Genomic DNA, 24,428 nt, shown 5'->3' with positions numbered 1-24,428 from the left:
CACCGAGGTTACCCCCGGTGGCGGGCAGATTTCTCTCTCAGGCCTTGCGACAAACTACTTTTTCTTTTCGCCCAGCGTCGGGGTTTCGTCAAAGAAGTTCCACGGTTTCAACAGCGCATGCGCCCATTCGGTCGGCATAATCGGCCACTCCTCCGCGCGCGCCACGTGGGTGGTGCCGGTGGTTATCCAGACCACGTCATCGTGGTTGGTCAGCGACTCGTTATCCTTTGCATAGGCGCCAAGGCCAGTGTCATGGATCGAACGGTTCGGATATTTCCCTTCCGGATAACGCTCCGACTGATGATAGCGGGTGACCCACAGCTGCTTATCCATAAAGCTCAGACGGTGATAAATCCACTCATCCGGCGCGAATTTGGCGCCGGTTGCCGCCGGGTGAGTGCCGCCCGCGTAAGGGATAATCTGATACGACACCGGGTTACCCATCCGGTTCTCTTTGGTGGTATTACTCAGCAGGCGAATGGTGCCCGGGTCGAACTTCTGCGCCGCTTTTTGTTCGCTGTCGATGGTGTACTGGTTAATCTGCATGGTGCTGGTGCGCGGGCCACCGGCGGTATTGGGCTTCACTTCCGGGTCCATGGCCACCAGCGAGTTGTTCTCGCCATCAACGTCAAGGTCAAGGCGGAAATTGTAGATATGCTGGTGCGTGGTGCCGACGATGTTATGGTCGATCAGCGTCCCGTAACGGGTATCTTCTTTCGCGCTCGGATCGTGCATGGTCTTCGCCATGACGCCTTTGACCGCTTCGATTCCGGTGGCGCCGGCGTCGATGCCGATGGTGCCGTTCTCGTGGAACACCCAGTCAAAGATATAGTCGTAGTTGCCGACGGTACTGATCCAGCGGACCACCAGCTCGCGTCGTTCGGTGCTGACGTTCGGTTGCCCCATCTCCTGGTGTTTGTATTCCGGACCGGCATAACGCTCGAAGATTGCGATAGCGTGCGGGATAGTGGTTGGCGCGCCGGTATAATCAGCAATGGTTTCATCCAGCAGCACCGAGTTCGCCGGCGCATCTTTACCGCGGACGATTGGCGAGGTCAGGGTGCCCATGCCGTAGTCGCCGGAGTCGAGATAGGCTTTGAAGTACCAACCCACGTCCGGGTCACCATAAGGCACGATCATCCCGCCCAGCGAGCCTTCATACATCACCTGACGTTTCTGCCCGTTGTCGTTGTAGGTCACGGTGGAGAGAATCGGCCCGACGCGGGAGTTCAGCCGCAGGTGGAAATCCCAGTTCTGCCAGTGAATCGTGTCGCCGGTAATGGTGTAATTTTTGCCTTCCGGCTCGGTAATATCCAGCGGTTTAACCGCGGCAGCCACGCGGTCGCGGCCATCATAAGGGCGCGATTCCATCGGCACCGGGATCACCGGACCCTCTTCAATTTTGATGATTTTCTTCTGCTCAAGATCCACCACGGCGACCAGGTTTTCAATCGGGTGCGCCCAGTAGTTGCCGTCGCCGGTATCCAGATAGCTCACCACTTTCAGCAGACGTGAATCCTGCTTCAGGCCATCTTTGCCGTCAAAATAACCGACGGTCAGCGGAGTGGTGATGACTTTTTTGCTGTCGGTGATGCCGTGTTTTTTGAGCACTGCGGCGAATTCGTCACTGGCGTTAATAATGTTCTGCACGCTGACGAAATCATCCAGCAGGACCATGCCGTGGGCGTCTTTAATTGGCTGCCAGGAGAGGATTTTCTTATTCTGTAAATCCACCACGCTTTCGATGACGTGTTTACCATCGAGCATCACCACGTCAGCGGTGCGCGGCGCCTCAACGGCGGTTCCTTTTAACGCGAAGGCCCACACCGCCGCTTTATCTGGCTCGTGCAGTGAGATTTCGGTAAAACGGGTGTTGGGGCGGAATTGCGGCGAGGCTTTGACAATCGTCACCGCTTCGCTGATTTCCGCTGCGGATAACGAGTTGAGCGGATGCGGGCGTTTCTCGACCTGGAAGGTCTGATCAAGACCGGACTGGAAGACATCGTTGATAAAGGTATCGGAGACCCACGCCTTACCGTCTTTCATCACCACCGGAACCTGTAAATCCAGCGACTTACCGTTGACGATGGCCGTTTTCGCACCGGGCTTCACTTTGACGTAGGCGCCATCCTTCATCAGGGTAAACATCTGGGCATAATCATCCCACTGCACGTCGGCACCAAACGCCTGCAGCGTTTTGTCCATTGGGACCATATGCGCTTCGTCGCCGTGCGCGAACACCGGTGATTGCCAGGCACAAAACAGCGCAACGGCCAGGGCTAAGGCTGTTTTACGCGGGGAACGAATTGAGTTATTTGCCATTGTGACCTCATCTTATATTTATATTCCCGTCATGCTTTGGGTTGCATCTACGGTGACCACGCGTCCCTGCTGATTGTCTGCAACGCCAATGATTCCGGCGAGTTGTGTTGTCGCTTGCCGCTGCGAAATGCCGGCTTTACTCGCTTTAACCTACCAGCGGTTGGTCGGTTGGCGTTTGTGTGCTCTTGCCAGGTTGTTTGTCAGATTTGCCAGTTATGCCCGGAGCAAGCGGGCGGGGCACAAAAAATGCCTCCGCAGAGGCATCGGGTACCGGCCCGGCGCGCCCGGCGTTAGCCGGAACGGCGGGGACAGGCATCGGTTAAACCGCGAAGTCGCCGTGCTGACGGGCCACCAGCGTCAGGATGGAATAGAGCGCCACCGGCTGCTGGTGCTGGTTGAATATCTCTACCGCCCACTCCACCACCCCGGTCGCTTTCTCCTCGGCGCTACGCTGGCGCTTCACCGTTTTACGCTTGCAGGTCAGACGCACCTGAATGGTGTCGCCCGGCTTCACCGGTTCGATAAAGCGCAGGTTTTCCATGCCATAGTTGGCGATAACCGGCCCGACGCCGGCATCGACAAACAGCCCGGCTGCCGCGGAGATCAGGAAGTAACCGTGGACCACGCGCTCGCCAAAAATGGAGTCCGCGGCGGCAATTTTGTCCATATGGGCATAGAAGTGATCGCCGCTGAGGCAGGCAAAATTGACGATATCCGCTTCGGTCAGGGTGCGACGCGGGGTCAGCAGGCTATCGCCAGGCTGGATCTGTTCAAAATATTTACGGAACGGATGAATACGGTCCTCGCTGACTTCGGCGCCGCGAACCCACTGCTGACCGATGGCGGCCAGCATCGTCGGGCTGCCCTGAACCGCAGTGCGTTGCATATAGTGTTTTACCGCGCGCAAACCGCCGAGCTCTTCGCCGCCGCCGGCACGACCCGGCCCGCCATGAACCAGCTGCGGCAGCGGTGAACCGTGACCGGTGGACTCGACGGAAGAGGCCTCGTTGAGGATCTGGATACGGCCATGTGAACGGGCGGCGCCGAGGATAAACTCACGCGCCAGCTCGCCGCTGGCGGTCACCAGCGTTCCGACCAGACTGCCTTCCCCGGCGCGCGCCAGCGACAGCGCGTGCTCGCGATGTTGATACGGCATCAGGGTGGCAACCGGGCCGAAGGCTTCGATGGCATGTACCGCCGGCGTTTCATCCGGCTGCGGGCAGAACAGCAGCGTCGGCGGGAAGAAGGCGCCGGTGGCGTTAAGATCGGCCTTGCCGCCGAGCAGAACTTCGCACCCGGCCTGAATCAGCGCGTTCACCTTGTCCTGTACATCCTGGCGCTGGTCATGGCTGACCAGCGCGCCCATTTTCACCCCTTCCTGCGCCGGATCGCCGACGGTCACTTTTTGCAGACGGGCAATCAACGCTTCGCTGACCGCATGAAGCTGGGCCTGCGGAACGATGATGCGGCGGATAGCGGTACATTTCTGCCCGGCTTTGGTCGTCATCTCGCGCACCACTTCGCGGATAAACAGGGCAAATTCCGGCTGCCCGGGAGTGATGTCCTCTCCGAGCACGCAGCAGTTCAGCGAATCGGCCTCCATGGTGAAGGGGATCGATTTCGCGACCAGGTTAGGGTGAACACGCAGCTGCTGGCCGGTATGGGCGGAGCCGGTAAAGGTCACCACATCCTGGCTATCCAGATGATCAAGCAGATCGCCCGCGCCGCCGCAAATCAGGCTGATGGCCCCGTCCGGTACCAGTCCGCTCTCGACGATAGACTTGACCATCGCCTGGGTCAGCTGAGCGGTGGCGGTTGCCGGTTTGATGATGGCCGGCATGCCGGCAAGCCAGGTTGGCGCCAGCTTTTCCAGCATGCCCCAGCAGGGGAAGTTAAAGGCGTTGATATGCACCGCGACGCCGGATTTTGAGGTCAGAACGTGGCGGGCGGCAAAGCCCCCCTGTTTCGACAGCGGGATCAGTTCATCTTCCGGCCACAGCGTATCGTCCGGCAGCTCGCGACTGCCGAGGCTGGCGTAGGTAAACAGCGTGCCGATCCCCCCTTCAATATCAACCCAGCTATCGGCTCGGGTCGCCCCGGTTTGCGCTGAAATGGCATAAAACGCCTCTTTTTCTGCCTGCAGGTGTTTCGCTACCGCTTTCAGCATCGCGCTGCGTTCGATAAAGGTCATGGCCTGTAACGCCTTAGCGCCGCGGTCGATGGCAAAACGGCGCGCCTGTGCCATATCCAGCCCTTCGCTGGTGACTTCCCATAATGTCTCACCGCTGATGGCGTGGCGAAGCGGGCGGGCGTGGCCCCGACCGCTCTGCCAGGTGCCGGATAAATAGCTGGCTAACTGCTGCATGGTGAATCTCCAATATGTTACGTGAAATCTCTATAAATAGTTATTTTATGAATCATTAAATGCAAGCGACTATTTAATAATTTATTAACATTGTGATCGCGGGCGCGTCGTGTCCTGCCGCTTCCGGCCTGCGGTGTCGCGGTCTGGTGGCGATTTTTTGTCGTCATCATCACAAAAAACACAAACAAAATTTGTGGTTTTATTTAACCTGAGTGTAACTTTTATAAAACAAAGTGATTCACAAATGCGTATTTGTTGAATTTATTGGAATCATAAAGGTGATGACGTGACAGAAGAACAACGCTTTGACCAGCGTATCGCGCAGGATACGGCCATCGAACCGCAGGACTGGATGCCGGATGCCTACCGCAAGACGCTGATCCGCCAGATTGGCCAGCACGCGCACTCGGAAATTGTCGGCATGCTGCCGGAGGGCAACTGGATTACCCGCGCGCCGACGCTGCGTCGGAAGGCGATTCTGCTGGCGAAGGTGCAGGATGAGGCCGGACATGGCCTGTATCTGTATAGCGCGGCGGAGACGCTCGGCTGCGCCCGGGAAGATCTGTATCAGAAGATGCTCGACGGGCAGATGAAATACTCCTCGATCTTTAACTACCCGACGCTGAGCTGGGCGGATATCGGCGTGATTGGCTGGCTGGTCGACGGCGCCGCTATCGTCAACCAGGTGGCGCTGTGCCGGACTTCCTACGGTCCCTACGCCCGGGCGATGGTCAAAATCTGCAAAGAGGAGAGCTTTCACCAGCGTCAGGGGTTTGAAGCCTGTATGGCGCTGGCCGAGGGCAGTGAAGCGCAGCGTCAGATGTTGCAGGATGCGATTAACCGCTTCTGGTGGCCGGCCCTGATGATGTTTGGCCCGAGCGACGATAATTCGCCGAACAGCGCCCGCAGCATGGCGTGGAAAATCAAACTGCACTCCAACGACGAACTGCGTCAGCGCTTTGTCGATAACACCGTACCGCAGGTCGCGATCCTCGGCATGACCGTGCCGGACGCCGATTTGCAGCTGGATGAAGCGACCGGGCACTACCGCTTTGGCGAAATCAACTGGCAGGAACTGAATGAAGTGATCAACGGGCGCGGCATTTGTAACCACGAACGCCTGGCCGCCAAGCGTAAAGCCTGGGAAGAGGGGGCATGGGTGCGGGAAGCCGCGCTGGCGCATGCGCAAAAACAACACTCCCGCGACGCGGCATAAGGAGAAGCATGATGAGCAACGTTTACTGGCCGTTATATGAAGTATTTGTCCGCAGCAAGCAGGGGTTATCCCATCGTCACGTCGGCAGTCTGCACGCCGCCGATGACCAGATGGCGCTGGAAAATGCCCGCGATGTCTACACCCGGCGCAGCGAAGGCTGCTCGCTGTGGGTGGTGAAAGCCAGCCAGATAGTCGCATCCCAGCCGGAAGAACGCGGCGAGTTTTTTGATCCGGCGGAGAGCAAAGTCTATCGCCATCCGACTTTCTACAGCGTGCCGGACGGCATGGAACATATGTGAGGCAACGATGAACAACCTCAATCCCGTTGCAACCTATGCGCTGCGTCTCGGTGATAACGGCCTGGTGCTGGCCCAGCGCTTGGGCGCGTGGTGCGGCCATGCCCCGGAGCTGGAAATTGACCTCGCGCTGGCCAATATCGGCCTCGATCTGCTGGGCCAGGCGCGCAACTTCCTCAGCTATGCGGCTGAGCTGGCGGGGAGCGGCGATGAAGATACCCTGGCCTACGGCCGGGATGAACGTCAGTACGGCAATCTCCTGCTGGTGGAACAGCCGAACGGCAACTTTGCCGATACCATCGCCCGTCAGTTCTTTATCGATGCCTGGCATGTGGCTCTGTTTACCCGGCTGGTAAACAGTCGTGATGCGCAGATTGCCGCCATCGCCGCCAAGGGGCTCAAGGAGGTGCGCTATCACCTGCGCTTCAGCCGCGGCTGGCTGGAACGTCTGGGCAATGGCACTGAGGTATCGGCGCAAAAAATGCAGCAGGCGGTCGACGATCTGTGGCGTTTTACCGGGGAGTTGTTCCTCGCCGACGCGCTGGAGATTGCCCTTGTTGAGCAGGGTATCGCTGTTGACCCCCGCGACCTGCAGGCGGAGTGGCAGAGCACGGTTCACACCGCGCTGCTTGATGCCGGTCTGCAGATCCCGCAAGAGGCGGCGTTTCGCCACGGCGGCAAACAGGGACTGCACAGTGAACATCTCGGGCCGTTGCTGGCGGAAATGCAGTATCTGCAACGCGCTTATCCCGGTCAGCAGTGGTAACAGGAGGTGGCTATGCAACGTCTCGCCGCTATCGCACCCGCAGAAGTCCACGCTATCTGGGCACTGTTAAGTGAGATCCCCGATCCGGAAGTGCCGGTGCTGACCATTACCGACCTTGGCATGGTGCGCAGCGTGACACCGCACGGTGAAGGCTGGGTGATTGGCTTTACGCCGACCTACTCGGGCTGCCCGGCGACCGAGCATCTGCTGGGGGAGATTCGCGCAACGATGGCCCGCCACGGCTATACGCCGGTGCAGATTGTCCTGCAGCTTGACCCGCCGTGGACCACCGACTGGATGAACCAGGATGCCCGCGAGCGTCTGCGCCAGTACGGCATCAGCCCGCCGCAGGGGCACGCCTGCCATGCCGGTCTTCCGGATGAGGTGGTTTGCCCGCGCTGCGGCAGCGTACACACCACGCCGATCAGTGAATTCGGTTCGACGGCCTGTAAAGCGCTTTACCGCTGCGACAGCTGCCGTGAACCCTTTGATTACTTTAAATGTATTTGAGGTTGCCATGACGACGTTTCATTCGCTTACCGTCGCGAAAGTGGAGCCGGAAACCCGCGATGCGGTGACCATTACCTTTGCGATTCCCGACGCGCTGCAGGCGGAATATGCCTTCCGTCCGGGCCAGCATCTGACCGTGAAAGCCCGCCTCGGCGGGGAAGAGCTGCGCCGCTGCTACTCCATCTGTCGCAGCCGCTCGCCGGCGGAAATCAGCGTGGCGGTCAAAGCCATCGACGGCGGACGTTTTTCCCGCTATGCGCAGAGCGATATCTGCCAGGGCATGGTGCTGGAGGTGATGGTGCCGCAGGGGCATTTCGGCTACCAGCCGCAGGCCGGGCGCGAGGCTGACTATCTGGCGATTGCCGCCGGATCCGGTATCACGCCGATGATGGCGATTATTGGCGCCACGCTCGCCACCGAAGCGCATAGCCGCTTCACCCTGATTTATGGCAACCGCAGTAGCAGCAGCATGATGTTTCGTCAGGCGCTGGCGGATTTAAAAGACCGCTACCCGCAGCGGCTGCAGGTGGTGCATCTGTTCAGCCAGGAGTCGATGGACAGCGATTTGCTGCAGGGGCGCATTGATGGCGACAAACTGCGCGCGCTCTCTGCCAGACTGCTCGATTTCAGCCGCTTCGACGAGGCCTTTATTTGCGGTCCGGCGGTGATGATGGATGAAGCTGAAGCGGCGCTGCGCGAGCTGGGGATGGCGGAAAACCAGATTCATCTTGAGCGCTTTAATACCCCCGGAAGTCGCGCTAAACGCGCCACCGGCGTGCAGGCTGAAGGCCGCACCGTCACGATTCGTCAGGACGGCCGCGATCGGCAGATTGCCCTCACCGCGGAAGATGACAGCATTCTGGATGCGGCGCTGCGCCAGGGGGCGGATTTGCCCTTCGCCTGTAAAGGCGGCGTCTGCGCCACCTGCAAATGTAAAGTGCTGCGCGGCGAAGTGGCGATGGCGGCCAACTACAGCCTGGAAGCGGACGAACTGGCTGCCGGATATGTGCTGAGCTGCCAGGCGTTGCCGACCAGCGGCGACGTGGTGGTCGACTTTGACGCAAGGGGAATGGCATGAGCGATCTGCTGATAGCCCGTCACCAGCGGGTCCTGCTGCTGACCCTGAATCGTCCGCAGGCGCGTAATGCCTTGAATAACGCACTGCTGACGCAGATTGCCGACGCGCTGGACGCGGCGGCGTCTGACCCGGATATCCGTGCCTGCGTGATCGGCGGCAACCGCCGTTTCTTTGCCGCCGGCGCCGACCTGAACGAAATGGCGGAAAAAGACCTGCCCGCCACGATGGACGATATTCGCCCACGTCTGTGGGCGCGGATTGATGCCTTTCCGAAACCGCTGATCGCCGCTGTGAACGGCTACGCCCTTGGGGCGGGCTGCGAGCTGGCGCTGCTCTGCGACCTGGTGGTGGCGGGCGATAACGCGCGCTTCGGCCTGCCGGAGATCACCCTCGGCATAATGCCCGGCGCCGGAGGCACCCAGCGTCTGATCCGCTGCGTAGGGAAAGCGCTGGCCAGCCGGATGGTGCTGAGCGGCGAAAGTATTGATGCGCCGCGGGCGCAACAGGCCGGTCTGGTGAGTGAGATAACCCCGGCGCTGTTGACCGACGAATATGCCCTGAAGCTGGCGGCGACCATCGCCGGTCATTCGCCGCTGGCGCTGCGTGCGGCGAAACAGTCGCTGCGCCAGGCGCAGGAAGTGAGCCTTCAGGCCGGTCTTCAACAGGAGCGCCAGCTGTTTACATTGCTGAGCGCCACCGACGATCGCCGCGAAGGTATTGACGCCTTCTTACAAAAACGAACCCCGGAATTTAAAGGACGCTAATCGTGGACGCTTTTATTCTCAGCGAAGTAGAACAGGGTGTGATGACGATTACCCTTAACCGCCCGGATCGTCTTAACAGCTTTAACGACCTTATGCATCAGCAGCTGGCGGCCTGTCTGACTCAGGCCGAGCGCGATGACAACGTGCGCTGCCTGCTGATTACCGGTGCCGGACGCGGTTTTTGCGCCGGCCAGGATTTAAATGATCGCAACGTCGACCCCAGCGGTCCGGCGCCGGATCTGGGCCTGTCCGTTGAGCGTTTCTATAACCCGCTGGTGCGCCGTCTGGCGGCGCTGCCGAAGCCGGTGATTGCCGCGGTGAACGGCGTGGCGGCCGGCGCGGGCGCCACCCTCGCCCTGGGCTGCGATATTGTTCTCGCCGCGCGGTCGGCGAATTTTGTGATGGCCTTCAGCAAGCTGGGGCTGGTACCCGACTGCGGCGGTAGCTGGTTCCTGCCGCGGGTGGCCGGGCGCGCCCGGGCAATGGGGCTGGCGCTGCTGGGTGAGAAGCTCAGCGCCGAACAGGCCGCTCAGTGGGGGATGATCTGGCAGCTGGTGGAGGACGCCGAGCTGGCCGATACCAGTCGTCAGCTGGCCCGCCATCTGGCGACGCAGCCGACCTTCGGGCTGGGGCTTATCAAAAAAGCGCTCCAGGTCTCGGAGACCAACGGCCTCGATGCGCAGCTGGATCTTGAGCGCGACTATCAGCGTCTGGCCGGACGCAGCGATGACTATCGGGAAGGCGTCAGTGCCTTCCTGGCGAAGCGTCCTCCACAGTTCAGCGGGAAATAGACCATGAGCCAAACACTGCAAACCGTCGCCGTGATCGGCGCCGGCACGATGGGGGCCGGCATTGCGGAAGTGGCCGCCGCGGCCGGACATCCTGTCCTGCTCTACGATATCGCCTCCGAGGCGCTGACCCGCGCGGTGGAAGGCATTCGTCAGCGTCTGGCCGCCCGCGTGGCGCGAGGCAAGCTGACGGCGGACCAGGCGGATGCGCTGGTCTCCCGCCTTGTTCCGGTCACCGAGTTAGCCGCGCTGGCCGACGCCTGGCTGGTGATTGAAGCGGCGTCAGAGCGCCCGGATGTCAAAAAAGCGCTTTTCAGCCAGCTGGCGGCGATCTGCTCCCCGTCAACGCTGCTGACCAGCAATACCTCATCGATCTCCATTACCGCCATTGCCGCCGATGTAAAGCACCCTGAACGGGTGGCCGGTCTGCACTTCTTTAACCCCGCGCCGGTGATGAAACTGGTGGAGGTGGTGAGTGGTCTGGCGACATCGCCGGAAGTGGTTGAACAGCTGTGCCGGTGCGTTACGGCATGGGGAAAGCAGCCGGTACGCTGCCGTTCGACGCCGGGGTTTATCGTTAACCGCGTGGCGCGGCCGTTCTACGCCGAAGCGTGGCGGGCGCTGGAGGAGCAGGTGGCTCCCCCGGCGGTGATTGATGCCGCGCTGCGCGACGGCGGCGGTTTCCCGATGGGGCCGCTGGCGTTGACCGACCTGATTGGTCAGGACGTCAACTTCGCCGTCACCTGTTCGGTGTTTAACGCGTTCTGGCAGGACCGCCGTTTTCTGCCGTCGCTGGTCCAGCAGGAGCTGGCGCTGGCCGGGCGTCTGGGCAAGAAGAGCGGACAGGGCGTCTATCGCTGGCCCCTTGAGAGCGCATCCGTGCCGGCGCTGGCCGCTGTGGCTGAAACCTGCGGGGCCAAAGCAGTTCACACAACAGGTGACAGTGTCACCGGCAGGGTCACGATCGCCCTGGACGACGTTCGTGTGCTGGAAACGGAAGGCGAAACCGCCCAGGCGCTGAGCGTGCAGTATGGCTGCCCGGTGGTGGTATATGACTATTGCGCGGGTGACACCGTGGTTCTGGCAACGGCGGCGACGAACCCGGCGTCGGCGACCGACAAAGCGGTGCGCTATTTCCAGCAGCAGGGCAAGAAAGTGCTGCAGATTGCCGATTATCCCGGCCTGCTGGTCTGGCGTACCCTCGCCATGCTGATTAATGAAGCGCTCGACGCGGTGCAAAAAGGGGTCGCCAGCCCGGAAGATATCGATACCGCGATGCGCCTGGGCGTCAACTACCCGCACGGCCCGCTGGCGTGGGGCGAATCGGTGGGCTGGCAGCGCGTGCTGCGCATGCTGGAAAACCTGCAACAGCACTATGGCGAAGAGCGTTATCGCCCCGGTTCCTTACTGCGCCAGAAGGCGCTTGTGGAGCAGCGTAATGAACAATGAGGCCTGGCGCAACGCGCGCGCGATGTACGAAAAAGATACCTGCGCCAGAACCCTGGGCATCGAGATGATTGAAATGGATGACGGCTACGCGCAGATGAGCATGACCGTCTCGCCAGCCATGCTTAACGGCCATCAGACCTGTCACGGCGGACAGCTGTTTTCGCTGGCCGATACCGCCTTTGCCTACGCCTGCAACAGCCAGGGGCTGGCGGCGGTGGCATCTGCCGCCAGTATCGACTTCCTGCGTCCGGCGTTTGCCGGCGACCGACTGGTCGCCACGGCGCGAGTGAAGCAGCAGGGGAAACTGACCGGCGTCTACGACATTGAAATTGTTAATCAACAACAAAAGATTGTGGCCCTGTTTCGCGGCAAATCGCACCGCATCGGCGGCACAATAACGGGAGAAGTCTGATGCGTGACGCCTTTATCTGTGATGGGATTCGTACGCCGATTGGTCGTTACGGCGGGGCGCTGGCCAGCGTCCGCGCCGATGATTTAGCCGCCATTCCACTGCGAGAGTTGCTGAGCCGTAACCCGGGTCTCGATCCCTCGGTCATCGATGATGTGATTTTCGGCTGTGCGAACCAGGCCGGGGAAGATAACCGCAACGTGGCGCATATGGCGACCTTGCTGGCGGGATATCCGCAGACGGTCTCCGGCACCACCATCAACCGGCTGTGTGGTTCCGGCCTGGATGCGATCGGCTTTGCCGCACGCGCCATCAAAGCCGGCGAGGCGGATCTGCTGATTGCCGGCGGCGTGGAATCGATGTCGCGGGCGCCGTTTGTGATGGGCAAAGCCAGCGCGCCGTTCCAGCGCCAGGCCGAGCTGTTTGATACCACCATCGGCTGGCGTTTTGTGAACCCGCTCATGCAGCAGCAATTTGGCACTGACAGTATGCCGGAAACGGCAGAGAATGTAGCTGAATTGTTAAACATCAGCCGGGCCGATCAGGATGCCTTCGCTTTTCGCAGCCAGCAGCTGACGGCGAAAGCGCAGCGGGCAGGGATTCTGGCGCAGGAAATCGTGCCGGTGCAAATTATTGGCAAGAAAGGGGCGGTGAGCGCGGTTCGCGAGGACGAACACCCGCGGGCGGAGACCACCCTTGAACAGCTGGCCGGGCTAAAAACGCCGTTTCGCAAAGGCGGCGTGGTTACCGCCGGAAACGCCTCCGGGGTGAACGATGGCGCCGCCGCGCTGATTATCGCCAGCGAACAGCAGGCGCGGGCGCAGGGGTTAACCCCACGTGCACGAATTGTGGCGATGGCGACCGCGGGCGTGGAGCCCAGGTTTATGGGGCTGGGGCCGGTGCCGGCGGTACGCAAAGTGCTGGAGCGCGCCGGACTGAATATTAACGATATGGATGTTATCGAACTGAACGAAGCCTTTGCTGCGCAGGCCTTAGGCGTGCTCAGACAGCTGGGGCTGGCGGACGATGCGGAGCATGTTAACCCCAACGGCGGTGCTATCGCCTTAGGTCATCCCTTGGGAATGAGCGGCGCGCGGCTGGCATTGAGCGCCAGCCTGGAGCTGCAGCGACGGAACGGGCGCTATGCGCTGTGTACGATGTGTATTGGCGTGGGTCAGGGCATTGCCATGATCCTTGAGCGAGTGTGAGCGACTTTACCTGCGAGTACCCTAAAATGATAACTAATACAAAATTAGATCCGATTGAAACTGCTTCTCGTGACGAATTACAAGCTTTGCAAACCCAGCGCCTGAAATGGACGCTGAAACATGCCTATGACAATGTGCCGATGTACCGGCGTAAATTTGACGCGGCGGGCGTCCATCCTGAGGATTTTCGCGAACTGAGCGACCTGAGCAAATTCCCGTGTACCACCAAACAGGATCTGCGCGATAACTATCCGTTTGACACCTTTGCGGTACCGATGGAACAAATTGTGCGTATTCATGCCTCTTCCGGCACCACCGGCAAACCGACGGTGGTGGGCTATACGCAGAATGATATCGACACCTGGGCCAATATCGTTGCCCGTTCGCTGCGCGCCGCCGGCGGTACGGCAAAAGATAAAATTCATGTTGCCTACGGCTACGGGCTGTTCACCGGCGGTCTCGGCGCGCACTACGGCGCAGAGCGCCTGGGGGCCACGGTGATCCCGATGTCCGGCGGGCAGACGGAAAAACAGGCGCAGCTGATCCGCGATTTTCAGCCGGACATGATTATGGTGACGCCTTCCTACTGCCTGAACCTGATTGAAGAGCTGGAACGCCAGATGGGCGGCGACGCCAGCCGCTGCTCGCTGCGGGTCGGCGTCTTCGGCGCCGAGCCGTGGACGCTGGCGATGCGGGGGGAGATTGAGCGTCGGCTGGGGATCTCCGCGCTGGATATTTACGGCCTGTCGGAAGTGATGGGGCCGGGGGTAGCGATGGAGTGTCTGGAAACCGCCGACGGTCCGACTATCTGGGAAGATCACTTCTTCCCGGAAGTGGTGAACCCCAACGACGGTACGCCGCTGGCGGATGGCGAACACGGCGAGCTGCTGTTTACCACACTGACCAAAGAGGCGCTGCCGGTGATTCGCTACCGTACTCGCGATCTGACCCGCCTGCTGCCGGGCACCGCGCGCACCATGCGCCGGATGGATCGCATCAGCGGGCGCAGTGACGATATGCTGATTATTCGCGGGGTCAACGTCTTCCCGTCGCAGCTGGAAGAGGAGATTCTGAAAGTCGAGCATCTGTCGCCGCACTATCAGCTGGAAGTCAATCGTCGCGGCCATCTTGATTCACTTTCGGTCCGCGTCGAGTTGAAAGAGAGCAGCTTGTCGCTGAGTCATGAACAGCGCTGCCAGATCTGCCATCAGCTGCGTCACCGTATTAAGTCTATGGTCGGGATCTCGACGGATATTAGCATCGTCAACTGCGGCAGTATCCCTCGCTCGGAAGGCAAGGCCTGCCGCGTCTCCGACCTGCGCAAAATCGTCGCCAACGGTTAAGCCGCGTTTTCCCGGGTGGCGGCTTGCGCCCGACCCGGGCACCAGACCCCATCCCCGGTAAGCCTGCGCTACCGGGGATTTTCCTGTGCTATGATTCAGAAAGGACAACAATAACAACAGAATGAATCAAATGAGTAAACTCGATACTTTTATTCAACAGGCGGTCGAAGCGATGCCAATCAGCGGCACTTCGCTGATCGCCTCGCTGTACGGAGATTCCTTGCTACAGCGCGGTGGAGAAGTGTGGCTCGGCAGCGTGGCCGCGCTGCTGGAAGGGCTGGGCTTTGGCGAACGGTTCGTGCGCACGGCGCTGTTCCGGCTGAACAAAGAGGAGTGGCTGGATGTGGTACGCATCGGCCGACGCAGTTTCTATCGTCTGAGCGACAAAGGGCTGCGTCTGACGCGCCGGGCGGAGCATAAAATCTACCGCGCCAGCGCGCCGGAATGGGACGGGACCTGGCTGCTGCTGCTGTCGGAAGGGCTGGAGAAAAATCAGCTGGCGGAAGTGAAAAAGCAGCTGCTGTGGCAAGGCTTTGGCGCCCTGGCACCGAGTCTGCTTGCCTCGCCGTCGCAAAAAATGGCCGATGTCCAGTCGCTGCTGCACGAAGCGGGCGTGGCGGAAAACGTGATCTGTTTTGAAGCCCATTCGCCATTGGCGCTCTCCCAGGCGGCGCTGCGCGCCCGTGTGGAAGAGTGCTGGCATTTGACCGAGCAGAACATGATGTACGACACCTTTATTGCACTGTTTCGCCCGCTGCTACCGCTGCTGCGCGATGCCGATGCCGACGAGTTAACGCCGCAACGTTGCTTCCAGATCCAGCTGCTGCTGATCCATTTCTATCGTCGCGTGGTGCTCAAAGATCCGCTGCTGCCGGAGGAGCTACTGCCTGCGCACTGGGCCGGACAAACCGCGCGCCAGCTGTGCATCAATATTTACCAGCGGGTCGCTCCCGGCGCGCTGACCTTCGTCGGCGAAAAAGGGGAAAGCTCGGTGGGGGAACTGCCTGCGCCGGGGCCGCTCTATTATCAGCGTTTTGGCGGTTTGCCAGGCGCCTAAGGAGGCTTGATGCCGATTTATCAGATTGACGGTATGACTCCCGTTGTGCCGGATGAAAGCTACGTGCATCCCACGGCGGTACTGATTGGCGATGTGATCCTCGGGAAAGGCGTGTACGTTGGCCCTAATGCCAGTCTGCGCGGCGATTTTGGGCGGATTGTGGTTAAAGACGGCGCTAACATTCAGGATAACTGCGTGATGCACGGCTTCCCCGGCCAGGATACGGTGGTGGAGGAGGACGGGCATATCGGCCACGGGGCAATTCTTCACGGCTGCGTCATTGGCCGTAACGCGCTGGTGGGAATGAGCGCGGTGATTATCGACGGCGCGACCATCGGTGAGAACAGCATTGTCGGCGCATCGGCGTTTGTGAAGGCGAAAGCGGAGATGCCGGCCAACCATCTGATTGTCGGCAGTCCGGCAAAAGCGATCCGCACCTTAAGCGAGCAGGAAATCGCGTGGAAAAAACAGGGGACGCGGGAATACCAGGTGCTGGTGGAGCGCTGCAAGCAGTCGCTGCATCAGGTGGAGCCGTTAAAAGAAGCCGAGCCGGAGAGAAAACGGCTGGAGTTTGACGAGAACCTGCGGCCGAAATCATCATCCTGAACAAGAGCCCTCGGGCATCGGGGGCCTCATATTTAGCCCGCTCGCGAAAGAGTGCCGGGTGCGCCTGAATCGCCGCCAGCACTTTTGCCGCAAGTTCCATGGGGTTACGTCGCCTGGATTACCGGCTTTTAATGCTATCCACGCTGCTTTCCAGCGCTTGCGCCATTTTCGTCGGAGACGCCTTCAGCTGCGCTCTACGAGGCGGTGCGTAAGGGGAATGGGGAGAGGGCGAAAAAAACACTCCCACCGGGCGGTGGGAGTGGAAATCTTATGCTGCAACCACGCTGTCGATGGCCGCTTTGGCATCGGACTGCGCTTTGGCTGCGACTTCCGGACCATAAGCAATGCCTTCTGCGAAGACAAAGTTCACGTCGGTGATACCGATGAAGCCGAGGAAGGTAGACAGGTACGGCGTGACCAGGTCGGTCGGGGTGTCTTTATGGATACCGCCACGGCTGGTCAGCACAACCGCACGTTTACCGGTAACCAGACCTTCTGGTCCTTTTTCGGTGTAGCGGAAGGTCACACCGGCGCGAGCCACCAGGTCGAAGTAGTTTTTCAGCTGGGTCGGGATGTTGAAGTTATACATCGGCGCCGCGATGACAATCACGTCATTCGCTTTCAGTTCGGCGATCAGTTCGTCGGACAGCGCCAGCGCTTCCTGCTGACGCGGCGTCAGCGGGGCATCGCTCGGACGCAGCGCGCCAACCAGTTCACCATCCAGTACCGGAATCGGATTGGCTGCCAGGTCACGCACGGTGATAACATCATCGGCGTGCTGTTCGCGCCATTGTTCAACAAAATAGTCGGACAGCTGACCGGATTGTGAGTACCCTGCCAGAATACTGGATTTCAGTACTAATACTTTGCTCATGGGTGTTTCCTTATATGAGATTGACGGGTCGATGCCCTGGTGCTTGTTGACACTGTATTCACAATCATGCCACAGAGAAAGCGCAATAAATCGAACCCTGTATTCAATTTTTTTGAACAAGGCATGCGATTCGCAGATGTGGTAATATACAGCAATACATCACAAGAGATTTTTCCCGGCAGTGCACTGCCCGATAACGCTATGACAGAACAACAAAAGTTCACCTTCTCTCAGCTATTCCAACGGCTTGATGGCCTGATGCTGCGTGATAAGTCACGCTTTTCCCGTCGCCTGCATGGCGTGAAGAAGGTTAAAAATCCTGAAGCCCAGCAGGCTATTCTTCAGGAGATGGCGCAGGAGATCGAACAAGCCGCAGGGAGAGTCCTGCTGCGTGAAGCCTCGCGCCCAACGATTACCTACCCGGAAAATCTGCCGGTCAGCCAGAAAAAAGAGGAGATTTTGCAGGCGGTTCGCGACCATCAGGTGGTTATCGTGGCAGGGGAGACCGGCTCCGGTAAAACCACCCAGCTGCCGAAAATCTGCATGGAGCTGGGGCGCGGGGTGAAGGGGCTAATTGGCCATACGCAGCCGCGTCGTCTGGCGGCGCGCACCGTGGCCAACCGTATCGCCGAAGAGCTGCAAAGCGAACCGGGCGGCTGCATCGGCTATAAAGTCCGTTTTAGCGACCACGTTAGCGACAACACCATGGTCAAGCTGATGACCGACGGTATTCTGCTGGCGGAAATCCAGCAGGATCGGCTGTTGATGCAGTACGACACCATCATCATCGATGAAGCGCACGAACGTAGCCTGAACATCGACTTCCTGCTCGGCTATTTACGGGAACTGCTGCCGCGTCGCCCGGACCTGAAAATTATCATCACCTCGGCAACCATCGACCCGGAACGATTTTCGCGCCACTTTAACCACGCGCCGATTATCGAAGTGTCCGGCCGAACTTACCCGGTGGAAGTGCGCTACCGGCCAATCGTTGAAGATGCCGACGATACCGAACGCGATCAGCTGCAGGCGATCTTCGATGCCGTTGATGAACTGGGACGTGAAAGTCCCGGCGATATCCTGATCTTTATGAGCGGCGAGCGCGAAATTCGCGATACCGCCGATGCGCTCAATAAGCTCAATCTGCGCCATACCGAAGTCCTGCCGCTGTATGCGCGGCTGTCGAACAGCGAACAGAACCGCGTCTTCCAGTCCCACAGCGGGCGGCGGATCGTGCTGGCGACCAACGTCGCCGAAACCTCGTTGACCGTTCCGGGCATTAAGTACGTTATCGATCCCGGTACCGCGCGCATCAGCCGCTATAGCTATCGTACCAAGGTGCAGCGTCTGCCGATTGAGCCGGTTTCTCAGGCCTCTGCTAACCAGCGTAAAGGCCGCTGCGGCCGTGTGTCTGAAGGGATCTGTATTCGTCTCTATTCGGAAGACGATTTCCTCTCGCGCCCGGAATTTACCGACCCGGAAATTCTGCGTACTAACCTGGCGTCGGTGATCCTGCAAATGACCGCGCTGGGCCTCGGTGATATTGCCGCGTTCCCGTTCGTTGAAGCGCCGGATAAGCGCAATATCCAGGACGGCGTGCGTCTGCTCGAGGAGCTGGGGGCGATTACCACCGACGAGCAGCAGACCGCCTATAAGCTGACGCCGATGGGCCGCCAGCTCAGCCAGCTGCCGGTTGACCCGCGCCTGGCGCGGATGGTGCTGGAAGCACAAAAACACGGCTGCGTGCGCGAGGCGATGATCATCACCTCGGCGCTGTCGATTCAGGACCCGCGCGAGCGCCCGATGGACAAGCAGCAGGCCTCTGATGAGAAACATCGCCGTTTCCACGATAAAGAGTCCGACTTCCTGGCGTTTGTGAACCTGTGGAACTACCTCGGCGAGCAGCAAAAGGCGCTCTCCTCGAACCAGTTCCGTCGCCAGTGCCGCACCGATTTTCTCAACTATCTGCGGGTGCGTGAATGGCAGGATATCTACACCCAGCTGCGCCAGGTGGTGAAAGAGCTGGGGCTGCCGATTAACAGCGAGCCGGCGGAATATCGCGAAATCCATACCGCGCTGCTGACCGGTCTGCTGTCGCACATCGGGATGAAAGATAACGATAAGCAGGAGTTTACCGGGGCGCGCAATGCGCGTTTCTCTATCTTCCCGGGATCCGGTTTGTTCAAGAAACCGCCGAAGTGGACGATGGTCGCCGAACTGGTGGAGACCAGCCGCCTGTGGGGACGGATTGCCGCCCGCATCGATCCGGAATGGATAGAACCGGTGGCGCAGCACCTGCTTAAACGGTCATACAGCGAACCGCACTGGGAGCGGGCGCAGGGGGCGGTGATGGCGACGGAGAAAGTGACCGTCTACGGTCTGCCGATCGTCGCCGCCCGCAAAGTGAACTATAGCCAGATAGACCCGGCGTTGTGCCGCGAGCTGTTTATCCGCCATGCGCTGGTGGAAGGGGACTGGCAGACGCGTCACGCCTTCTTCCGCGACAACAACAGGCTGCGCACGGAAATTGAAGAGCTGGAGCATAAATCGCGCCGCCGCGACATTCTGGTGGATGACGATACGCTGTTCGATTTCTATGACCAGCGTATCAGCCATGACGTTATTTCCGCGCGTCACTTCGATAAGTGGTGGAAAGCGGCCAGCCGCGACACGCCGGATCTGCTCAACTTTGAAAAGAGTATGCTGATCAAAGAGGGGGCGGAGCAGGTCAGCAAGCTGGACTATCCGAACTTCTGGCATCAGGGCAACCTGAAGCTGCGGTTGACCTATCAGTTTGAACCGGGCGCTGATGCCGATGGGGTAACGGTACATATTCCGCTGCCGTTGCTCAACCAGGTCGAAGAGGCCGGATTCGAGTGGCAGATTCCCGGTCTGCGCCGTGAGCTGATTATCGCGCTGATCAAATCGCTGCCAAAACCGGTGCGGCGTAATTTCGTGCCGGCGCCGAACTACGCCGAGGCGTTTTTAGGCCGCGCGACGCCGCTGGAGCTGCCGCTGCTGGATTCGCTGGAGCGCGAGCTGCGGCGAATGAGCGGCGTGACCATCGATCGCGAAGCCTGGCAGTGGGAACAGGTGCCCGATCATCTGAAAATCACCTTCCGGGTGGTGGATGACCAGAACAAAAAGCTCGCGGAAGGGCGCTCGCTGCAGGAGTTAAAAGAGGCCTTGAAGGGCAAAGTGCAGGAGACGCTTTCTGCCGTTGCCGACGATGGTATCGAGCAGAGCGGGCTGCATATCTGGAGTTTCGGTCAACTGCCGGAGAGCTACGAGCAAAAACGCGGCAACTATAAGGTGAAAGCCTGGCCGGCGCTGGTGGATGAACGCGACAGCGTGGCGATTAAGCTGTTTGATAATCCGCTGGAGCAGCAGCAGGCGATGTGGCAGGGGCTGCGCCGTCTGCTGCTGCTCAATATCCCGTCGCCGATTAAGTATCTGCATGAGAAGCTGCCGAATAAAGCCAAGCTGGGGCTCTATTTTAACCCTTATGGCAAAGTGCTGGATCTGATTGATGACTGTATCTCCTGTGGCGTCGATAAACTTATCGATGAGGCGGGCGGCCCGGTGTGGAGCGAGGAGGATTTCGCGAAACTGCACGATAAGGTGCGCGCCGAACTGAATGAGACGGTGGTGGAGATAGCCAAACAGGTCGAACAGATTCTGACCGCGGTGTTTAACATCAATAAGCGGTTGAAAGGGCGCGTCGACATGAGCATGGCGCTGGGGCTGTCGGATATTAAGGCGCAGATGGGCGGGCTGGTCTATCGCGGCTTCGTGACCGGCAACGGTTTCCGCCGACTGGGGGATACCCTGCGCTATCTGCAGGCGATTGAAAAACGACTGGAGAAAATGGCCATCGATCCGCACCGCGACCGGGCGCAGATGCTCAAAGTGGAGAGCATCCAGCAGGCCTGGCAGCAGTGGCTGAATAAGCTACCGCCGGGGCGGCGTGGGGATGCGGATGTGCAGGAGATTCGCTGGATGATTGAGGAGCTGCGCGTCAGCTTCTTCGCCCAGCAGCTCGGAACGCCATATCCCATCTCCGACAAGCGGGTGCTGCAGGCTATGGAACAAATCGTCGCGTAAGCGACGATTTGCAAGCTGCGGACGTTCCCGCTGGCGCGGGCGACGGGGTTTAAGCAATCGCTTGACCTGCTTACCCGGATAACGGCGTCGCGCCGCTGTCCGGGCAGCGGCGCGGATGACTAGCCGTTCACCCACGCCAGCGTAAACCCATCCCAACCTTTACTGCCTACCGTTTGCAGCGCCGTGACCGTCAGGCGCGGATCGTCGGCCATCATCTCGATAAAGCGTCGTACCCCCTGCACGCGATCGTCCTCGCTGTGCGGGTTCGCCACCTCGCCGTCGCGCACCACGTTATCGCCGATAATCAATGTTCCCGCTCGGGAATAGCGCAAGGCCCAGCGTAAATAGTCGGGGTTACTGGGTTTGTCGGCATCGATAAAAATCAGATCAAAAGGCGGGCGATCGCCGAGGGATTCGAGGGTCTGCAGCGCCGGACCTTCCCGCAGAGTGACCTGCTTATCGACCCCTGCCAGGCGCAGATTTTCTCGGGCCACCGCGGCATGGTGCGGATCGGCCTCCAGGGTCAGCAGCTCGCCATCTTCCGGCAGCTCACGAGCCATCCAGATGGTGCTGTATCCGCCGAGGGTACCGATTTCCAGCACCCGCTGCGCCCGCACCATGCGCACCAGCAGCGCCAGAAACTGCCCCTGATTCGCGGCGACGTCAAAAGCGGGCAGCCCGGCGCGCTGATTGTTCGCCAGCACCTGGCTGAGCAGCGGATCGTGGGGAATTAAAGTATCAATCAGATAACTGTCTACGGCAGACCATTGTTGTTGCATAGGCGATTTCCCGCGTTACGTCCCTGATGAGTCAGACCAGCCGCCTCCCAGCGACCGGTATAAGTCCACCTGCGCCAGCAGCAGATTGTTTTTCACCTGCACAACGCTAATCTGCGTAGCGAACAGCGTGCGCTGGGCGTCCAGTACGTCAAGATAGGAGGAGTAACCGTTACGGTAGCGATTCTGCGCAATGCGCAAGGTTTCCTGCGCCACCTCCTGTTGACTGAGGAGTTCATTTAACTGCTCGCCATAGCGGGCGATGGCATCAAGACTGTCATTCACTTCCTGAAACGCGCCGCGCACCGTCTTCTCGTAACCGTACAGCGCCTGGTTGCGCTGCGCCATCGACACATCCACCTGCGCATTGAGCGCCTGGCGGTTGAGCAACGGGGCGAGAATACTGCCGCCAAGGCTCCACAGCCGCAGCGGGTTATCGAGCAGGTCCGGCAGCGTCCGATCCTGCAGGCTACCGGTGGCGGTCAAATTGATCGACGGCAGGAGCTGCGCCTGCGATGAGGCGAGCGTGGCATCGGCGGCAATCAGCTGCCGCTGGGCCTGAACGATATCCGGACGGCGGTTCAGCAGCGTGGAGGGCAGCTGGGACGGCAGTGCGAGCGGCGTCAGTCGGGCGAAATCCTGACGCTGAATGCTGCCAGGGTTGCTGCCGGTCAGGACGCTCAGGGCGTTCTCTTGCTGAGCTATCTGATGCTGAAGCGGCGGGATCTGCGAGCGCGTTGAACGCAGTTCGGAATCTGCCTGCATCAGCTCCAGGCGCGAAGTATAGCCGGTCTCAAACTGACGTTTAGCCAGGTTGTACGCGTCCTGGCGCGATTTCAGCGTCTGCCGGGTGACCCGCAGCTGTTCATCCAGCGAGAGCAGCGTCAGATACCCCGCGGCCACCGAAGTGGCGACGGTGAGATCGGCGGCGGCGGCGGCGGCTTTTTGCGCCTCCAGACTCGCCTGCGCGGCGCTGGCCGCGCTGCGGTTGGCGCCCCAGATATCCACATCATAGCTGGCGGTTAATCCGCCTTTGTAGACCGTGCTGTGCACGGGCAGGCCGGTTGCGGCGGACTGCGCCCGCGCGCGGGAGCCGGTCAATGAGGCATCCAGCGCTGGAAAGAGGGTGCTGTCGGCGGCGTAGGCCCGGGCCTGATACTCATTGACCCGTTCACGGGCGATCAGGACATCGCTGTTGTAGCGTAGCGCCTGGTCGACATAGCGATTGAGCTGGCTGTCGTGAAAGTTGCGCCACCATACGCCTTCCACCGGGCTGGTCGGCCCGACAGCGGCACGCCAGGCGGCCGGAATCTGTAATGACGGCCCGGCCCGCTGAACGTCCGCCGATTGACAGCCGATCAGGACCAGGGCCAGCGCGAGAGTCAGCGGGCGGATCATGGCTGCGCTCCCTCGCGTGTATCGATGGTGACCTGCACCGACATTCCCGGGCGCAGTCGCGAACTGTTCTTCTGTCCGTCATTCACGGCAATGCGTACCGGAATGCGCTGGGCGATTTTGACGAAGTTGCCGGTGGCGTTATCCGGGGAGATGGCGCTGAACTCAACGCCGGTCGCCGGCGAGATGCTCTGTACGGTACCGCTGAATGTTTCACCGTTCAGCGCATCAACGCTAAAGGTGGTGGGCTGGCCGATGCGAATTTGTGCCAGCTGGGTCTCTTTCATATTGGCGATCACCCAATGCTGCGGCGGCACCAGCGAGGTTAAGTGGGTACCGGCGCTAACGTAGGCGCCGAGGCGCACGGATATTTGTCCGAGCTGACCGGCGGTGGGGGCGACAATGCGCGTGTTGTTCAGATCGATTTCCGCCAGCTCCAGCGCCGCGCCGGCGCTGGCGACGTCGGCGGCCAGCGCATCGCGGTTTACGATGGTTGATTGCAGATCCTGGCGCGACATTTCCAGCGTTGCTTTTGCCTGTTCGATATCGGCGGAACCTTGCGCCGCGCTGGCCCGGGCAGAATCGCGTTCGCGAATGGACAGTGAACCGTCGGCGGTCAAATCCTGCACGCGTTTTAAATCCGCCTGGTTTTTCTGGTTCTGCGCGCGGGCGTTTTGCAGCGCCGCTTCGTTACGCTGAATGACCGCCTCGGCACTTTTGCGCTGCTGCAGGTTATTTTTCAGCGCCGCCTGTTTCATCGCCAGCGTCGCCTGCGCCTGGTGAACGCGCTGTTTATAGATACGGTCATCAATCTGGAACAGCACCTGTCCCGGTTTGACATTATCAAAATCCTGCACGTTGACGGCGGTGACATAGCCACTGACCTGCGGACTGATAAAGGTGGTCTGTCCGCGCACATAGGCGTTATCGGTGAACTGACTGTGCCGGGTAAACGGCGGCAGTTGCCAGGCGTACAAAATCGCCAGTACGCCGATAAGGCCGATGGCGGCGGCGGTAAAAATAGATACCACGCGGATATTATTGCGGGTGTTGGCCTGTTGCCTGGCCGCATCCTGCTGACTCATAACGACTCCAGAGTAAA

Annotated in this window: 20 protein-coding genes; 14 read left to right on the top strand and 6 right to left on the bottom strand. The window is 60.0% G+C overall.

What is annotated here, in order from left to right:
* Positions 1 to 54: 54 nt before the first annotated feature.
* Positions 55 to 2,322, bottom strand: coding sequence for a primary-amine oxidase (tynA, locus tag GRPL_RS07450; protein WP_032700042.1), 2,268 nt, complete (start codon positions 2,320 to 2,322; stop codon positions 55 to 57).
* Between the two features lie 319 nt (positions 2,323 to 2,641).
* Positions 2,642 to 4,687, bottom strand: coding sequence for a phenylacetic acid degradation bifunctional protein PaaZ (gene paaZ, locus GRPL_RS07455; protein WP_032700040.1), 2,046 nt, complete (start codon positions 4,685 to 4,687; stop codon positions 2,642 to 2,644).
* A 286-nt stretch (positions 4,688 to 4,973) separates the two neighbouring features.
* On the opposite strand from paaZ, the gene paaA reads away from it, so the two are divergent.
* From paaA to paaY, 13 genes are all read left to right on the top strand, one after another.
* Positions 4,974 to 5,903: a 1,2-phenylacetyl-CoA epoxidase subunit PaaA gene (gene paaA / locus GRPL_RS07460; protein ID WP_032696330.1), complete on the top strand. Its 930-nt coding sequence runs from the start codon at positions 4,974 to 4,976 to the stop codon at positions 5,901 to 5,903.
* 11 nt (positions 5,904 to 5,914) lie between these two features.
* Entirely contained in the window at positions 5,915 to 6,202 is a 288-nt protein-coding gene (gene paaB, locus GRPL_RS07465) for a 1,2-phenylacetyl-CoA epoxidase subunit PaaB (RefSeq protein WP_004861295.1), read from the top strand.
* 7 nt (positions 6,203 to 6,209) lie between these two features.
* Positions 6,210 to 6,965, top strand: coding sequence for a 1,2-phenylacetyl-CoA epoxidase subunit PaaC (paaC, locus tag GRPL_RS07470; protein WP_032696329.1), 756 nt, complete (start codon positions 6,210 to 6,212; stop codon positions 6,963 to 6,965).
* Between the two features lie 12 nt (positions 6,966 to 6,977).
* Positions 6,978 to 7,475, top strand: coding sequence for a 1,2-phenylacetyl-CoA epoxidase subunit PaaD (gene paaD, locus GRPL_RS07475; protein ID WP_032700038.1), 498 nt, complete (start codon positions 6,978 to 6,980; stop codon positions 7,473 to 7,475).
* 7 nt (positions 7,476 to 7,482) lie between these two features.
* A complete protein-coding gene (paaE, locus tag GRPL_RS07480) occupies positions 7,483 to 8,553 on the top strand; it encodes a 1,2-phenylacetyl-CoA epoxidase subunit PaaE (protein WP_032687972.1) in 1,071 nt (356 codons plus the stop codon).
* Positions 8,550 to 9,317: a 2,3-dehydroadipyl-CoA hydratase PaaF gene (gene paaF, locus GRPL_RS07485; protein ID WP_032700037.1), complete on the top strand. Its 768-nt coding sequence runs from the start codon at positions 8,550 to 8,552 to the stop codon at positions 9,315 to 9,317. The genes paaE and paaF overlap by 4 nt, the downstream gene beginning before the upstream one ends.
* Before the next feature lie 2 nt (positions 9,318 to 9,319).
* On the top strand, positions 9,320 to 10,108 hold the full coding sequence (gene paaG / locus GRPL_RS07490; RefSeq protein ID WP_032700035.1) for a 2-(1,2-epoxy-1,2-dihydrophenyl)acetyl-CoA isomerase PaaG: 789 nt from the start codon (positions 9,320 to 9,322) through the stop codon (positions 10,106 to 10,108).
* A gap of 3 nt (positions 10,109 to 10,111) precedes the next feature.
* Positions 10,112 to 11,554 (top strand): 3-hydroxyacyl-CoA dehydrogenase PaaH, encoded by a 1,443-nt coding sequence (gene paaH, locus GRPL_RS07495; protein ID WP_032696325.1) that lies wholly within the window; start codon positions 10,112 to 10,114, stop codon positions 11,552 to 11,554.
* Positions 11,544 to 11,966 carry a hydroxyphenylacetyl-CoA thioesterase PaaI gene (paaI, locus tag GRPL_RS07500; RefSeq protein ID WP_032687967.1) on the top strand — a complete coding sequence of 141 codons (423 nt, stop codon included), beginning with the start codon at positions 11,544 to 11,546 and terminating at the stop codon, positions 11,964 to 11,966. The genes paaH and paaI overlap by 11 nt, the downstream gene beginning before the upstream one ends.
* Positions 11,966 to 13,171 (top strand): 3-oxoadipyl-CoA thiolase, encoded by a 1,206-nt coding sequence (gene pcaF, locus GRPL_RS07505; protein WP_032700034.1) that lies wholly within the window; start codon positions 11,966 to 11,968, stop codon positions 13,169 to 13,171. Before paaI ends, pcaF begins: the two co-directional genes overlap by 1 nt.
* Before the next feature lie 26 nt (positions 13,172 to 13,197).
* Complete coding sequence (gene paaK, locus GRPL_RS07510; protein ID WP_032700076.1) at positions 13,198 to 14,514, top strand: phenylacetate--CoA ligase PaaK; 1,317 nt, start codon at positions 13,198 to 13,200, stop codon at positions 14,512 to 14,514.
* A gap of 130 nt (positions 14,515 to 14,644) precedes the next feature.
* The gene (paaX, locus tag GRPL_RS07515; protein ID WP_162180099.1) at positions 14,645 to 15,571 is read left to right on the top strand and encodes a phenylacetic acid degradation operon negative regulatory protein PaaX; all 927 of its coding nucleotides are present in this window, start codon (positions 14,645 to 14,647) and stop codon (positions 15,569 to 15,571) included.
* Positions 15,572 to 15,580: 9 nt separating this feature from the next.
* Positions 15,581 to 16,177, top strand: a complete 597-nt coding sequence (paaY, locus tag GRPL_RS07520) for a phenylacetic acid degradation protein PaaY (RefSeq protein WP_032687964.1) — start codon at positions 15,581 to 15,583, stop codon at positions 16,175 to 16,177.
* A gap of 268 nt (positions 16,178 to 16,445) precedes the next feature.
* On the opposite strand, the gene azoR is transcribed toward paaY, so the two are convergent.
* Entirely contained in the window at positions 16,446 to 17,051 is a 606-nt protein-coding gene (azoR, locus tag GRPL_RS07525; RefSeq protein WP_032687963.1) for an FMN-dependent NADH-azoreductase, read from the bottom strand.
* A 201-nt stretch (positions 17,052 to 17,252) separates the two neighbouring features.
* Between azoR and hrpA the strand changes: the two genes are divergently transcribed.
* A complete protein-coding gene (gene hrpA, locus GRPL_RS07530; RefSeq protein ID WP_032687962.1) occupies positions 17,253 to 21,155 on the top strand; it encodes an ATP-dependent RNA helicase HrpA in 3,903 nt (1,300 codons plus the stop codon).
* A gap of 119 nt (positions 21,156 to 21,274) precedes the next feature.
* Here the strand turns inward: hrpA and GRPL_RS07535 are convergent, their stop codons facing one another.
* The 3 genes from GRPL_RS07535 to GRPL_RS07545 are packed head-to-tail and all read right to left on the bottom strand — an operon-like array spanning position 21,275 to position 24,411.
* Positions 21,275 to 21,934 carry an O-methyltransferase gene (locus GRPL_RS07535; protein ID WP_032696323.1) on the bottom strand — a complete coding sequence of 220 codons (660 nt, stop codon included), beginning with the start codon at positions 21,932 to 21,934 and terminating at the stop codon, positions 21,275 to 21,277.
* A 15-nt stretch (positions 21,935 to 21,949) separates the two neighbouring features.
* Entirely contained in the window at positions 21,950 to 23,329 is a 1,380-nt protein-coding gene (locus tag GRPL_RS07540; protein WP_032687960.1) for an efflux transporter outer membrane subunit, read from the bottom strand.
* The gene (locus GRPL_RS07545) at positions 23,326 to 24,411 is read right to left on the bottom strand and encodes an HlyD family secretion protein (RefSeq protein ID WP_032696322.1); all 1,086 of its coding nucleotides are present in this window, start codon (positions 24,409 to 24,411) and stop codon (positions 23,326 to 23,328) included. The genes GRPL_RS07540 and GRPL_RS07545 overlap by 4 nt, the downstream gene beginning before the upstream one ends.
* Between the last annotated feature and the right edge of the window lie 17 nt (positions 24,412 to 24,428).

The organism is Klebsiella planticola ATCC 33531, from assembly GCF_000735435.1.
GTDB lineage: Bacteria > Pseudomonadota > Gammaproteobacteria > Enterobacterales > Enterobacteriaceae > Klebsiella > Klebsiella planticola.
This window is presented reverse-complemented; position numbering and strand designations above follow the sequence as displayed.